Below are 14,003 nucleotides of genomic sequence, written 5' to 3' on the forward strand. Positions count from 1 at the left end.
GGGAAGGGATAAATAATTCTACAAAAGTCTTAAAAAGAAATGCTTTTGGCTTTAGAAATTTTGATCGGTTCCGAGCGAAAATATTATTGTCACATCAGTATAAAAGAATAGGGTCTCATGTCGGATAGTAGGCTTTAGTATAAAACCCTTATCATTTTTCGAGGGAATTCCCTCGAAAAATGATAAGGCCACCAAGCGTAGCGCGGTAGCCTAAGATCTATCTACCCCAACATTTGACGTAGAACCAAAAAACAAGAGGTACCATTTTATTTACGGTAACCTCTTGTTTTTTTAATTTAATAACTCTTGTTCGAGCGTTTGTAATATTTCATGTTTTTTTAAAGCGCCCGCAACTCGAATTTTAATATCATCGTTATGTAAGATTATTAAGGTTGGAAATTCAGTTATTTCGTAATGTGTAACTAAAACTCTATCAGAAGAATCGATAATATTTAAAGATCGTAATTTATCAGGATAACGTCTCTTAATGTCTAATAGAGCATCATAATATTTTCCTTCTTCATTGATAAAAAGTTCATCTGAAAAAAGTATTGTTATATTTTCATCTTTTTTTTGCAAAAATGGATAGTTAATGGAGACTTCTTTGTTAGTAGAACAGTTAGTTAATAATAGTAGGAAGATAGGTATGAAAGATATAGTTAACCTTTTTTTCATAACGATAGCATTCACTTCCTTTTTATGTTTCGTATGTAACTAAAATAATTTTACCATGTATAAGCTATGATTTATCATTCGTAATAAAACTGTTACATAAATGATATAAAGCTGCATCTAAAGTCACATAGTCAAAATAATAAATAGTTTGAATTTGTCTTTTAAACTTAAGATGATTAAAGCTATAAATGAAAAAACGTAAAGTTAAAGGTATCTTTACGTTTTCTAACACGTTATAAAATTTATCCTACTCTTTGCTTGAGGTCCTTCGTCTATTAGTTTCATGCAGTTTTGTTCCTGCGATTACTCGTCACACGAACCGCTTTTAAATGATCATTTATTTCATTCATAACCTTTCATAATTTTACCATTTACTTTTAAGAAACTTTCACTCTTTTTACTTTCTTTTCTTTATTTAACGCTTTAACTAATGAAAAAATCATCACAATCATAATTATTGCAAACGGGAATGCTGCGATAATTGAGGCTGTCTGTAAAGCGGCTAACCCCCCAGACCATAGTAATACGGCCGCGGCAGCTGATTGAATAATCCCCCAAACAAATTTAACAGAATTTGGTGGATTTAGACTCCCGTTTGTTGTTTGCATTGCAAGTACATAAGTTGCAGAGTCTGCAGACGTGATGAAAAAAGATCCAATTAAGAGAATTGCAATCAAAGACATAGTCTTACCGAAATTAAAGGTTTGTAAGACTGCAAAAAGTGCTATTTCCATTCCTTGTTCATTGATTATATCCATAATTCCCATGTTGTGAAATAAATCTAGGGAGATAGCTGTTCCACCAAAAATGGTAAACCAAAGAGCTCCGAATAAAGTCGGTACAGCTAGTACACCGATGACAAACTCTCTAATCGTACGTCCTTTTGATACGCGAGCAATAAAAGATCCCACAAAAGGGGCCCAAGCAATCCACCAAGCCCAATAGAAAACTGTCCAAGATTGGACCCAATTTGTTTCTGTATTAAATGGGTCAAGGCGAAAGCTCATTCCTACTAAGTTTTGAATATATGTACCGACGGTCTGGGTGAAAGCATCCATAATGAAATTAGTTGGTCCCGAAAAAAGCATAAATAGCATTAAGCCAATAGCTAAATAGACATTTGTTTTACTTAAAATTTTTATTCCGCGATCTAATCCGGTTTGCGACGATAGCATATATAAAAATGTTATCACGATAATGATAATTATTTGGGTCCCAAATGTATTTTCGATTGTCGTTAAATGAGAAATCCCACCTGCAATTTGTGCAGTACCGAATCCTAATGAAGTGGCTACACCGAAAATTGTGGCAAAAACTGCAATTACATCAGTGGTTTTGCCTAGTGCTCCATGTACTTTCTCGCCGAACAACGGCTCGAGTGTTGCGCTAATAACACCAGGAGCCCCAATGCGAAATTTGAAATAAGCTAATGTCAAACCAACAATTGTATATATAGCCCATGGGTGGAAGCCCCAATGAAAAAAAGAATAACGAAGTGCTACACCGGCAGCTGAAGGGGTTTGTGGATCACCAGTTGGCGGTGTGTAAAAATGGTACATAGGCTCTGCAACACCCCAAAAAACGAGACCGATTCCCATGCCAGCAGTGAATAAAAAGGCAAACCAAGTTAAATAGTTATATTCTGGTTCATCTTCGTCTTTTCCTAACTTTATTTTGCCATAACGGCTGAAAATTAAATAAATGCAAAACAACAAAAAACCAGAGGCTGCTAATAAGTAAAACCACCCAAATTGTTCGGTAATAAAAGTCTGTATTTCGGATGTGTTTTCAGCTAAATTTTTCGGGCTAATAACACCCCACAAAATAAATGCAAATGCGATAGTGACTGATATGATAAAAACTGTAGTTAATTTTTTCAATTTTGTACCTACTTTCAAAATATATTTAAACTTTTACTTTTTTGTAATAGTCATTATTATTTATTTTCGTTTCTTTTTTTGTAAGTTCGTTTGATTTTAGTTGATGTAATTTATATTCCTAATATGAGAAATCAGTTTTTGTAAAATTTTTAGGAGAAAAGAAAAAGATCTTTCTTCATATTCATTTTTTCTACGATAACTCCATTCGGCCATCTGGTGTTGACTAAGTTGTCCTACTAATTTAAAAGCTTTCATTTGATTTCACCCTTTAAAAACATAAGGGTAGTATTTGAACGTATTGGAAAGAATATGCATAAACTTTTGGTTCATAAATATAAGGTTGAGGGATATAGTATAGTAATTATCCGCAATAACTAGAGTTGTTTTACAATTGCTTTAGCCAAATAAAGATTAAAAGGTGGTAAAAGTATGAAAAAATATCCAATGATGATAGTTATTTCGATCCTTCTTTTGGTGTTTACTGGTTGCACAACTGAAGTTCAAGAGAACCAAAAAATTAATTATGATAGAGAAATGGAAATTAAGGAATATAATGGAGGTGAGATCGTAGAAGCTGATGAAAACCTAATTGAAGAGGAAATAGGTACTGAGGTTAATGAAATTGAAGAACATAGTGAGAAAAAAGATGAGCCACTTTATATTTTGAATGATGATCATACGGTTTCCCCTATGACCGAAAATGTTGATGAACGCGTAGTTCTATTAACCATTGATGATGCACCCGACCACTACTCCTTGGAAATGGCTCGTTTTTTAAAGGAGAAAGAAATAAATGCTATCTTTTTTGTGAATGGTCATTTTATTAATAATGAAAAAGGTAGGGAAAAACTATTAGAAATTTATGAACTTGGTTTTGCTATTGGAAATCATACGATGACTCACCCGAATTTAAAAGATTTACCAGAAGAAAAGCAAAGGGAACAGATTGTTCAGTTGAATGATATGATCGAAGAAATAATTGGAGAAAGACCACGATTTTTTCGAGCTCCTTTTGGTGTTAATACAGAAATCTCCCGTAAAGTAGTAGAAAAAGAGAATATGCAATGGATGAACTGGACCTATGGTTACGATTATTTTAGTGAGTACATGGAAAAGGAACCGTTAGTAGACATAATGATTAATACTGAACTACTTAGACCCGGTGCCAATTTACTCATGCATGACCGTAAATGGACTTTAGAAGCTTTACCTGGAATTATCGAGGGATTAGAGGAAAGGGGTTATGGGTTTGTTAATCCTCACACAATAAGTAAGCGTTAATGTTGTCCAATAATAAATGAACGTAAGAAATGAATATATATATTACCTTGAATTAGTTTAATAAAGGTTATTCCTGGTCAAACTGAAAGTTAATCGAGAAATTTTATATTAACTAGAAGTTGCAGGTGATCTCATGAAACGTTCGTTTATATTATTTGGCATTTTTATGCTTTTATTAATAATCTCTTGTAATACAAATAAGGAAGAAGAACCTGGTTCTCATGAAGGAAGTTTAGATCAGATAACAAATGAAACTTTAAAAGAACTCCAGCTCAAGAGAATAGGTGAAAACACCGTATTTCATGTTTATGATTTATTCGAAGTGGTTGAAGGAGAATTTAACTTCGATGAGCTGCATCGATCATTAACAATGAAACTTAACGATCAAACATATAAACTTGTAGATGGGATCCCGGTTGTTGAACAAAATGGAATTTATTTACCTACTGATGAAATCTTTATTGTTATGGATAATGAAAAAGTTTATTTACCGAAAGCATTCTTGGATATTGTGTTAGGTTTAGAGGTTGATGTTAATGATAACAAGGTTGTTTTTCAATGGACTGGTGAGACACTACCTACTAGCTCTATTCAAACAACTAGCTTGGTCGATGAAGAGTGGGACGTTGATAAAATGGTTGATTATTTATCATTCCTAAAAAAACCGATACAAAAAGCCGAAGTGAGTACGATTCCTAATCATCTACCTGGTGCAAAAAGAGCTTATCGCAACGGCCATCATGAAGGTATAGATTGGTATGGTTATGCTACAGGGCAGCATATTTCTTTTGATACAGCGGTGTTGGCTATGGCTGAAGGAGTTGTTGTACGAGTCGACCATGACTATGAAGAATATACAACAGCACAAGTAAGAAATAAAGATTTATCACTTACGGCAGAACTAGGTGAAACTCCTCAATATATTTTTGATCGATTACGTGGGAGACAGGTATGGATTCAATATGAAAAAGGGGTTATGAATCGTTTTGCGCATCTCGATGCCATTCCCGAGACTTTACATGTTGGAGATGTAGTTAATAGTGAAACTATTATTGGATATGTAGGTAATTCTGGTACAAGTGGAGCTGTGAATGGTGATGGATCTGAACTTCATTTGCACCAAGATCTTTTAATTTATGGTGAATTGTTTTGGAAACCGTTCACCCTTGATGAAGTAAAGGAAATTTTAATACGAGTGTTTAATGATTAATGAATATAGTTTACCGAATTTCATAATATAGATATTACGCGGCAGCAAACTAAACTAGTTGAATGATGAGTTTTCAATTAGATTGAGTTTGCTGTCGCTCATTAGTGAGAATATATAATTTACTTATGATACATTAAAAATTCGTTAATGAAGGACAGAAGTTGACAGAATTTGCGATTCCCTAGTGTTATACTAATAGGTACATTTATAACTAATTAGATAATGAGCTGATAGCCATATCTAAAATTATTAAAAAGTAAAATCATTAGTTGTACTGGGTCTGTTTTTGAAGGAGGGGTTTGGTGAATAAGTCAGATAAATTAGATGAACTAAGACTTGAAATCGGCATGATTGCTGATCAAGTCAATTCACGTCATGAATTTTATTTAGGTATAATTACAACCATTGCTAGGCACATACCGGAGTATTTTGGGGTTGCGATATACCAATGTATAGATAATTATTATTCGATTTTTGCGAGCTATGGGAATATTTCGGAGAATTTAAACGTGAAATTTGGAGATGGAATGTTTAGTATTTGTAGTATTCGGGGTAAAGTTACTATACATAATGAACTTTGTGCAACAAGAGCGTATGCTCCTTTTTATAATGGGCAGCACGTAATTGGTGTGTTGTATGTTGAAGTTCATAATGTTAAATATGAAGTGACAGATGAAGATCGAATTTTTCTTCAAGAAGTTACTAGGTATATAGAAGTGAGGGGAAGACAATATGAGAATTCTGTAGTTGATAATAATGACGTCTAATTGATAATGATTGTTAGGTTTAGAAGCAGTCCCTGTTCAAATGAATTTTGCTAGTTGTAGGAAAAACTAGGGTTTGTCTATTCATAACTTTGTCAATTTTATCGTTTAGTTTAGGTGAGGGTCATACTTTGTTCATTTGACGATTAGAATTAGTTTAGATATAATAAAATTCAGAATACTATAAAAGGAGGCGTTTCGGGTGAACTTATTTGAAAGACTCTATGATGAGCAGGAAGATGTTAAAGTGCAGTTTATCGGATTTACGACTGAAAAAGCTCGATATGATTTTGGGATTGTTTACACAAATATGTTCTTTGGAAAGCCTCTAGTAGTATGCATGCAGACGGGACGCTCGACGTTGATGTGTGCTGAAGAGGCAGAAAATGTAGAGGATATCATGAAGGTTTTCCAAATTCATTGTGAAGATGAAGCAAAAGATCTCTCATTGTTTTTCTCGAAAAAATTGCCGACAATGAGCTTTGAAGCTCAATATTAACACATAAACTTAAAATGTTCGTACTAAAATTACAACTATTTATCTTATAGAAAAGGTAGACAATGAATTTTGTCTACCTTTTCTTATTAAATGAAAGGCTTGTGCTCTTTGATTACACGTATTGTTTTAAAAGTTGCATCCTCTGGTCCTTGTACTGGTAATCCAACATCAATATTCTCTTGGATATAATCGATATTTTCTTGGGTTATAATTTCACCAGGAATAAAAATTGGTATTCCTGGTGGGTATACCATGACGAATTCTGCGATCACGCGTCCAGCCGATTTTTTAAAAGGAATTACTTCAGTTTCTGAGTAAAAGGCATCTCTTGGAGAAAGTGCTAAGGTTGGAATGTCAGGTACATGTACGGAAATAACCTTTTTTTCAACGATATGAGATGTATCCAGAAATTTTTCAGCTAATTCTCTTAAGGCATTAACTAGTATTCCTGTCGTTTCTTTTGTGTCACCAATGGATATGATACATAGGATATTATAAAGGTCAGAAAGTTCAACTTCGATATTATAATTTTTTCGTAACCAAACTTCAACTTCATATCCAGTAATACCTAAGTTTCTTACAGAGATTATCATTTTTGTTGGATCGAAATCATATGTTGCTTTCGTTCCAAGAATTTCAGGACCTACACAGTAGAGACCAGGTATAGTGTTGATTTCACTTCTTGTTGAATTAGCTAAACCTATTGTTTTATCAATTAGTTCGCGCCCTTTTGTGGCTAACTGTTTTCTAGCTACATCAAGAGATGCTAAAAGTAAATAAGATGTGGACGTTGTTGTTAACATGCTAATAATGGATTTAACCCTTTTAGGTGATACAAAATTTCCTCTAATATTTAAAACTGAGCTTTGCGTCAATGAACCACCTAGTTTATGCACACTTGTTGCAGCCATATCAGCACCTGCTTGCATTGCTGATAGGGGTAGGTCATCATGGAAGTGTATATGCACACCGTGAGCTTCGTCAACTAATACCGGTACGTTGTAGCTATGTGCAATTTCAACTATTTTTTCTAAGTTTGCAGAAATTCCAAAATAAGTAGGGTTAATCACTAAAACCCCTTTTGCATCAGGGTGTGCTTTCAAAGCTTTTTCAACGGCATCTATAGTAATTCCGTGAGAAATACCTAGGTTAGGATCGATAATCGGATGAATAAAAATAGGGGTTGCCCCTGAGAAAATAATTGCTGACATGATTGATTTATGTACATTTCTTGGAACAATAATCTTGTCACCAGGACTACATACGCTCATTATCATTGTCATAATTGCACCGCTTGTCCCTTGTACTGAGAAAAATGTTTGGTCAGCTCCAAAAGCCTCAGCAGCTAACTGTTGCGCTTCCTTTATCATCCCGTGTGGATGATGTAAATCATCTAAGGGTCCGATATTAATTAAATCAATTGATAAGGCGTTATCCCCTATAAAGTTTCTAAATTCAGGATCCATACCTGTACCTTTTTTGTGGCCAGGAATGTGAAATTGTACTGGATTTTTTTTTACATGTTCAAGTAGTCCGCTAAATAGCGGGGTTTGTTGTTGGGACATAATAGAAATTCACCTCGAAATAATAGATATACCAAATAACCTATTTGAATAGGTTGCAGCTTTCGACAAATTAATTAGAAATATAAAACAAAATTGAGTATATCAAATAAGGTAATAAAATCAAAGTAAAATATTTAAAACCTTTAAAAGGAGTTTTCTACATTTATCATGAAAATATGAATAATTGTTTAGAATGTATTATATAATTGCTTCGATACCAATTAATTATGTTGGTGAAGCTAATTATGAAACTACAAGGGGGCTTAATGATGAATATAAATATTCCAATTTCTCTAGATTGGACAAAAGATGAAGTAATTGATGTTGTTCAATTTTTTTATTGTATTGAAAAGGCTTATGAAACTGGGGTTGATAGGCAAGAAGTTCTACAATCGTACAGACGCTTTAAAGAAATTGTTCCGAGTAAAAGTGAAGAGAAACAGCTTTTTAGACAATTTGACCAAGAATCTAATTATTCTTGTTATCAAGTAGTCAAAGAAGTAACAAGCAAAGATGTAAATGGAAAACAAACAATAAAGCTTGGTACTAAGTAATGTACCAAGCTTTATTGTTGATTTTAAGTTTATCCCACTCTTAAGGGGCAAGTAAGACCCCCACCTCAAAACTTAAGGAAATCGAGAAGATTAGGTGGGGGATAAACTGCCCCTAAAGGTCCGATATAGAATAACTTTCATCAGTGAAGCTGATGATTAGTTATTCTTATGCCCGTGGTATAAGTTGAACTAACAATCAGTGGGGGATGAAGGAAAACCCCCACTGATTGAAGTTCAGCTTTATTAGATCGCAGTTGGGGATTATTACACATTTCTAAAAGCTAATTTGTAAAGTGGCATAAGTGTTTCCATCGTGTTCTTTGCTGTTTGAAGAAATGCTTCCCCGTTATTTAAAGTAGGATCATTTTTATCAAGGTGACGGCCAACGAGAAACTCAGCTTTTTTAACATCTCTAAAACGAACAAGCATACTCTCTAATTCACTCGAATCTATATCAGAGACATTTGTCGCTTGCTTTTTCATATGGTCTAAGGAAATCACGTAATCGTTCGGGATTATTTGAGAAATAGTATCAAGTTCATTTAATAAGTTCGATGCAATTTGTTGTTTATTAGGAACTTCATATATAAGTGCGTACCAAATAAATACATGATCATCAAATAGCCCAACTTGAAAGTGAGGATGTTTTTTATATCCACGTTTATCATGACATATCGCAAGCCACGTATCTTTAGGAGGGTTAACGGTTCTCCGAGCATGCTTTGCAATGTGTAGAAACATTTCATTCCCACTGACTGCCGCAAGATCTCCACATAGTGTCTCTCCGATTTCTTTAAATTTTGGTTGTATTCTAGTTTTAATAGCTTCCATACGTTCTTCTAATCCTTCAATGTGAAACGTGTCAAAGTCATTATTTGTAAAGCCTGAAAACATATAAATCAATTCCTTTCTGTTTCTATACCCATTTTAGGACTAGTTTATCATAAGTTAAAGTGAAGTAATAAAAAATAGCTTGTACTAGTAAAAAAAGGGGTGTATACCTAGATAAACTAATAATCAAAGATGTTAAAATGAAGATAATCCCAGTAAAAGTATTTTTAATATCTTTAATGTTTAATGATTTCATATTTCCATTTTTAAGTGACATAATGATATATCGAGTTGAAAACGTAACGTTATAATTAGCTATCGTGGTTTGTGTCGAGTTTAGTTATATTTAAATAGTATTTTAAAAAGAGAAAAAGGCCCCATAGAAAATTCATTCAGAAAAGTTTTCAGATTATTAAACATATTCTTAGAAACATCTAATGGACACAAACATATGTTATAATAAACAATTTAAAATCAGAAGATTCCGTCAATTAATTCTCCTTCATTGTTGTTTTTCAATAGTACTATGTAAACTGAAAAGACTAAATAAAAAGGAGTGTAGGTTACCATGGAACAAGTTATTCAAACATTTAAGAGAAATGATGGTGAAAAACGAATTGCTGTTCTAAGGTTGGAAATCGATTATGAGTTGGCGACTCTACACGAAGCAATGATTGCAAAAGATATTAATAAGATGAATAATTGTAAAAAAAATCTTGAGAAATTTCGCCAAGAGCTTGTGCGCTTAGAAGTTTAACGAGGAAAGTATTATATTAAGGATGATACAATAGGGTTTTAATCCAAAGGTATCATCCTTTTGTTGTTTTATGAAAATTATCCTACTATACCTTACTCTATATCGGAAAACGACTTTGGGACTTTGTCAAAGGTTTTAAAAACCCAACTATGAATGAAGTTAAGCTTTATAAAACGATTTACAATATGTCATAATATAGAATAATAGTAATGAAAGAGAGTGGGTTTTAATTATGTCTGATACATATTGGGATAGGGTTTCAATTATCGCGAATGATCTAGTTAGAGAAGCTGCTAAAATAATTAAAAATTCTTTTGAAAAAGAGCTCATTGTGGAATTTAAATCGAATCCTAATGATTTAGTGACAGAAATGGATAGGAATATCGAAAAATTTTTTAAAGAAGAAATAAAAAAAGCTTTTCCGGATCACTTAGTTTTAGGTGAAGAAGGTACAGGTAAAGAAATTAAAACTCTTGATGGAATTGTCTGGATTATTGACCCAATCGATGGGACAACAAATTTCGTACACCAACAACGTCACTTTGCTATATCAGTTGGAATTTATGAGAATGGCACTGGGAAGGTTGGAATTATTTACGATGTTATGGCGAATGAATTTTTTTATGCCAAACAAGGACAAGGTGCGTATTTAAATGGTGTTAAGTTACCTGAATTAAAAGAAGCAAGTGTGCAAGAAGCTTTAATAGCTGTTAATCCAGGTTGGCTATTAAAGGAAGAGGCCTTAATGAAGTTAGTGAAGGATTGCCGTGGAGCCCGTAGTATTGGGGCGGCTGCAATTGAGCTAGCCGCCGTTGCTGCTAATCGGATGGACGGATATATTAGTCTTAGACTTTCTCCGTGGGATTTTGCTGGTGGTTTGATTATACTTGAAGAAGTGGGTGCGAAAGTAACTACCCTTGAAGGGAAAAAGTTGAATTTATTAGAAGGAAGTTCTATTTTTGTTGCAAAAAATAGATTGTTTGAAGAAATTCAAGAGGAATATTTAAGTAAATCAAAGAAAAAATAAATTTTTACACGCTAGGAAATTTCAAAGTGAAGGATTTTTAATGTCTGAAAATTCAAGTACGAAGTTTATGTGAAAATAAGGCTCGGCTCTTAAGCTCACCAAAGAGAGAAATAATTTCTCAATGGTGAGCTTAAAGTGTATCGAAATGTGAGGGACGCTTGATCTTGTTTAATTCGATGATTCTTGAGTCAACTTTTTTCTTAATGAAAAACCAACTCCGCAACAAATGGTTGCAATAAAGATGGATAAACTAAAGACAAGAGTACTTCCTAATGAAATTGAAATACCGATCCCGACAATTGCAATAGTTGTGAATATAGCACAAAGTAAAAAGATTAACTGTTCCTTTTTCATTTTAATTCCCCCTTAATTAACAAGTGTACATTTTTTGTGTGAAAATGAAAACTAATCTAACTTTATCCCGATCTTAAGAAACAGTAAGAATCCACTTTTAAATTTAAGAAAATGGAAAAAGTGAGTTGGGGATTAACTGTCCGTAAAGATCGGGGAGTTAAAAAAAATTAATTTGGAAAAAAGGACAACCTCACTCAATGAAATTCAAATAACTAGAAGGTAAATAAAACGGTTGTTTTTGCAATTGAAAATTAAAAATAGTATTACTTTAATAAAATTGTGCTATAATGGAGCAGTTATATACCAAACAGAAAATTATTTACTAAATTTAAGGAGAGACTCTATAGATGAAACATCGAATGGATATTCGTAATATAGCAATTATCGCTCACGTAGACCATGGGAAGACGACATTAGTTGATCAGCTGTTACACCAGTCTGGTACGTTTCGATCAAATGAACAAGTAGAAGAAAGAGCCATGGATTCAAATGCACTTGAAAAAGAAAGAGGAATAACAATTTTAGCCAAAAACACAGCCATTCAATATGGTGAGAAAAGAATTAATATTTTAGATACACCTGGCCACGCTGACTTCGGAGGAGAAGTTGAGCGTATTATGAAAATGGTTGATGGTGTTTTACTAGTTGTTGATTCATACGAAGGCTGTATGCCACAAACTCGTTTTGTATTAAAAAAAGCTCTTGAGCAAAAACTTACACCAATTGTTGTAGTAAACAAAATTGATAAGCCTGCAGCTAGACCACTTGAAGTTGTTGATGAAGTTGTCGATTTATTAATCGATTTAGGTGCTGACGAGGACCAATTAGAATTTCCAGTAATTTACGCTTCGGCTATTAACGGAACTGCGAGTACTGATGCTGATCCACAAAAACAAAACGAAAATATGGATGATCTGTTCGACGCAATTATTGAGCATATCCCAGCGCCGATTGATAATAGTGAAGAAGGCCTTCAATTTCAAGTAACAATGTTAGACTATAATGATTACTTAGGTCGCGTTGGAGTTGGGCGAGTTTTTCGTGGGAGCATTAAAGTAGGTCAACCAGTTGCATTGATGAAGCTTGATGGTTCAGTTAAGCAATTTCGCGTAACGAAGCTATTTGGTTTCTTAGGTTTAAAGCGTGTTGAAATAGAAGAAGCAATTTCTGGAGACATCATCGCTGTTTCTGGTATGGAAGAGATTAATGTTGGAGAAACGGTATGTCCAGTAGATCAGCAAGAACCACTACCAATTTTGCGTATTGATGAGCCTACTCTACAAATGACATTCTCTGTAAATAATAGTCCTTTTGCAGGCCGTGAAGGAAAATTCGTAACAAGTAGAAAAATTGAAGAACGACTTAAAGCGCAACTTGAAACAGACGTTAGCTTACGAGTTGATAATACAGATTCTCCTGAAGCGTGGATCGTTTCTGGTCGTGGAGAGCTTCACTTATCAATTTTAATAGAAAATATGAGAAGAGAAGGTTATGAGTTACAGGTTTCTAAACCAGAAGTAATCGTAAAGGAAATTGATGGTGTACGTTCTGAACCAGTAGAACGTGTAATAATTGATGTTCCAGAAGAATATACGGGTACAATTATGGAATCTGTTGGGGAACGTAAAGGTGAAATGTTAAATATGGTTAACAACGGAACCGGACAAGTACGACTAGAATTCCTTGTTCCAGCTCGTGGATTAATTGGTTATTCAACAGAGTTTATGACTCAAACAAGAGGTTACGGAATTATCAACCATACTTTTGATAGTTATCAGCCAATGCTAGAAGGCAGAGTTGGTGGTAGACGTCAAGGAGTACTTGTTTCGATGGAAAATGGAAAAGCAAGCCAGTATGGAATTATGCAAGTTGAAGATCGAGGAATAATCTTTGTTGATCCAGGAACTGAAGTATACGAAGGTATGATTGTTGGAGAATATACAAGAGAAAACGATATCACAGTTAATCTTACAAAAGTGAAACAAATGACAAATATGCGTTCAGCAAATAAAGATCAAACTGTTACTATGAAAAAACCGAAAATTATGACACTAGAAGAATCTTTAGAGTATCTAAATGATGATGAATTGTGTGAAATTACCCCTACTTCAATTCGTTTAAGAAAGAAAGTGTTGGATAAGAATGAACGTGAACGTATTGAGAAGAAAAAGAAATTAGCGGCAAAAGTATAATTTAAACGACAAAAAAACTGACTGAGAAAATCTCAGTCAGTTTTTTATATAGGTTAATGAATCTTTTAATACAGATTTTACGCTACGCTAGTGCATTAACAACTAGTTTTAGCTTGTGTTGCTGACGGAAAAATAAATTGTTGAAATTCATTTAGTGAATAATCTTAATCTTAATTCCTACCAGTCATCTTCATTCAGTACAGGCTTGTTTATTCTAAATTTTCCTGTAGCTAAACGTACTTTTGTACGTTCAGTGATACGGTCATAACAGTTTTTACAAGTATATGTATGTATTGGTCTATTTCTTAAGCGCTTAGCAACAAAAGAATCATTGTCTATCGTTTCGATTTGGTCGCAAATTACACATTTAACTCTCACTTTTTTCACCTCTCTACATTACCCTATTAGCTAACT

Annotated in this window: 15 protein-coding genes; 9 read left to right on the forward strand and 6 right to left on the reverse strand. The window is 33.7% G+C overall.

Annotation, left to right across the window (positions count from 1 at the left end; translation table 11 throughout):
- A partial coding sequence (locus tag BKP45_RS21860; RefSeq protein ID WP_139193860.1) for a transposase occupies positions 1-128 on the forward strand: 128 nt, incomplete at its 5' end.
- Positions 129-291: 163 nt separating this feature from the next.
- Here the strand turns inward: BKP45_RS21860 and BKP45_RS19155 are convergent.
- Both BKP45_RS19155 and BKP45_RS19160 read right to left on the reverse strand, forming a co-directional pair.
- On the reverse strand, positions 292-675 hold the full coding sequence (locus BKP45_RS19155; RefSeq protein ID WP_071390785.1) for a hypothetical protein: 384 nt from the start codon (positions 673-675) through the stop codon (positions 292-294).
- Positions 676-1,052: 377 nt separating this feature from the next.
- Positions 1,053-2,555: a glycine betaine uptake BCCT transporter gene (locus BKP45_RS19160; protein WP_071390786.1), complete on the reverse strand. Its 1,503-nt coding sequence runs from the start codon at positions 2,553-2,555 to the stop codon at positions 1,053-1,055.
- Positions 2,556-2,984: 429 nt separating this feature from the next.
- On the opposite strand from BKP45_RS19160, the gene BKP45_RS19165 reads away from it, so the two are divergent.
- From BKP45_RS19165 to BKP45_RS19180, 4 genes are all read left to right on the forward strand, one after another.
- Positions 2,985-3,836 (forward strand): polysaccharide deacetylase family protein, encoded by an 852-nt coding sequence (locus BKP45_RS19165; protein ID WP_071390787.1) that lies wholly within the window; start codon positions 2,985-2,987, stop codon positions 3,834-3,836.
- Positions 3,837-3,969: 133 nt separating this feature from the next.
- Positions 3,970-5,046 carry a M23 family metallopeptidase gene (locus tag BKP45_RS19170; RefSeq protein ID WP_071390788.1) on the forward strand — a complete coding sequence of 359 codons (1,077 nt, stop codon included), beginning with the start codon at positions 3,970-3,972 and terminating at the stop codon, positions 5,044-5,046.
- A gap of 302 nt (positions 5,047-5,348) precedes the next feature.
- Positions 5,349-5,813: a hypothetical protein gene (locus BKP45_RS19175; protein ID WP_071390789.1), complete on the forward strand. Its 465-nt coding sequence runs from the start codon at positions 5,349-5,351 to the stop codon at positions 5,811-5,813.
- Between the two features lie 199 nt (positions 5,814-6,012).
- Positions 6,013-6,309, forward strand: coding sequence for a DUF3055 domain-containing protein (locus tag BKP45_RS19180; protein WP_071390790.1), 297 nt, complete (start codon positions 6,013-6,015; stop codon positions 6,307-6,309).
- An 86-nt stretch (positions 6,310-6,395) separates the two neighbouring features.
- Here the strand turns inward: BKP45_RS19180 and BKP45_RS19185 are convergent, their stop codons facing one another.
- Entirely contained in the window at positions 6,396-7,874 is a 1,479-nt protein-coding gene (locus BKP45_RS19185) for an aminotransferase class I/II-fold pyridoxal phosphate-dependent enzyme (RefSeq protein WP_071390791.1), read from the reverse strand.
- Positions 7,875-8,119: 245 nt separating this feature from the next.
- Here BKP45_RS19185 and BKP45_RS19190 point away from each other — a divergent pair, with 245 nt between their 5' ends.
- Positions 8,120-8,428: a UPF0223 family protein gene (locus BKP45_RS19190; protein ID WP_245747560.1), complete on the forward strand. Its 309-nt coding sequence runs from the start codon at positions 8,120-8,122 to the stop codon at positions 8,426-8,428.
- 264 nt (positions 8,429-8,692) lie between these two features.
- On the opposite strand, the gene BKP45_RS19195 is transcribed toward BKP45_RS19190, so the two are convergent.
- The gene (locus BKP45_RS19195; protein ID WP_071390793.1) at positions 8,693-9,322 is read right to left on the reverse strand and encodes a YktB family protein; all 630 of its coding nucleotides are present in this window, start codon (positions 9,320-9,322) and stop codon (positions 8,693-8,695) included.
- Positions 9,323-9,827: 505 nt separating this feature from the next.
- On the opposite strand from BKP45_RS19195, the gene BKP45_RS19200 reads away from it, so the two are divergent.
- Together BKP45_RS19200 and BKP45_RS19205 are read left to right on the forward strand one after the other, a co-directional pair.
- Complete coding sequence (locus BKP45_RS19200; RefSeq protein ID WP_071390794.1) at positions 9,828-10,016, forward strand: hypothetical protein; 189 nt, start codon at positions 9,828-9,830, stop codon at positions 10,014-10,016.
- A 232-nt stretch (positions 10,017-10,248) separates the two neighbouring features.
- On the forward strand, positions 10,249-11,043 hold the full coding sequence (locus BKP45_RS19205; protein ID WP_071390795.1) for an inositol monophosphatase family protein: 795 nt from the start codon (positions 10,249-10,251) through the stop codon (positions 11,041-11,043).
- Between the two features lie 168 nt (positions 11,044-11,211).
- Here BKP45_RS19205 and BKP45_RS19210 read toward each other — a convergent pair whose 3' ends face one another.
- Complete coding sequence (locus BKP45_RS19210; protein WP_071390796.1) at positions 11,212-11,397, reverse strand: DUF5325 family protein; 186 nt, start codon at positions 11,395-11,397, stop codon at positions 11,212-11,214.
- A 347-nt stretch (positions 11,398-11,744) separates the two neighbouring features.
- Here BKP45_RS19210 and typA point away from each other — a divergent pair, with 347 nt between their 5' ends.
- Entirely contained in the window at positions 11,745-13,589 is a 1,845-nt protein-coding gene (gene typA, locus BKP45_RS19215; protein WP_071390797.1) for a translational GTPase TypA, read from the forward strand.
- Between the two features lie 177 nt (positions 13,590-13,766).
- Here typA and BKP45_RS19220 read toward each other — a convergent pair whose 3' ends face one another.
- On the reverse strand, positions 13,767-13,967 hold the full coding sequence (locus tag BKP45_RS19220; protein WP_071390798.1) for a YlaI family protein: 201 nt from the start codon (positions 13,965-13,967) through the stop codon (positions 13,767-13,769).
- Positions 13,968-14,003: the final 36 nt, after the last annotated feature.

The organism is Anaerobacillus alkalidiazotrophicus (assembly GCF_001866055.1).

Coding starts and splice junctions, on each gene's coding strand:
- BKP45_RS19165 (WP_071390787.1), top strand. CDS start 2,985: ATGAAAAAATATCCAATGATGATAGTTATTTCGATCCTTCTTTTGGTG.
- BKP45_RS19170 (WP_071390788.1), top strand. CDS start 3,970: ATGAAACGTTCGTTTATATTATTTGGCATTTTTATGCTTTTATTAATA.
- BKP45_RS19155 (WP_071390785.1), bottom strand. CDS start 675: ATGAAAAAAAGGTTAACTATATCTTTCATACCTATCTTCCTACTATTA.
- BKP45_RS19185 (WP_071390791.1), bottom strand. CDS start 7,874: ATGTCCCAACAACAAACCCCGCTATTTAGCGGACTACTTGAACATGTA.
- BKP45_RS19205 (WP_071390795.1), top strand. CDS start 10,249: ATGTCTGATACATATTGGGATAGGGTTTCAATTATCGCGAATGATCTA.
- typA (WP_071390797.1), top strand. CDS start 11,745: ATGAAACATCGAATGGATATTCGTAATATAGCAATTATCGCTCACGTA.
- BKP45_RS19195 (WP_071390793.1), bottom strand. CDS start 9,322: ATGTTTTCAGGCTTTACAAATAATGACTTTGACACGTTTCACATTGAA.
- BKP45_RS19190 (WP_245747560.1), top strand. CDS start 8,120: ATGAAACTACAAGGGGGCTTAATGATGAATATAAATATTCCAATTTCT.
- BKP45_RS19200 (WP_071390794.1), top strand. CDS start 9,828: ATGGAACAAGTTATTCAAACATTTAAGAGAAATGATGGTGAAAAACGA.
- BKP45_RS19210 (WP_071390796.1), bottom strand. CDS start 11,397: ATGAAAAAGGAACAGTTAATCTTTTTACTTTGTGCTATATTCACAACT.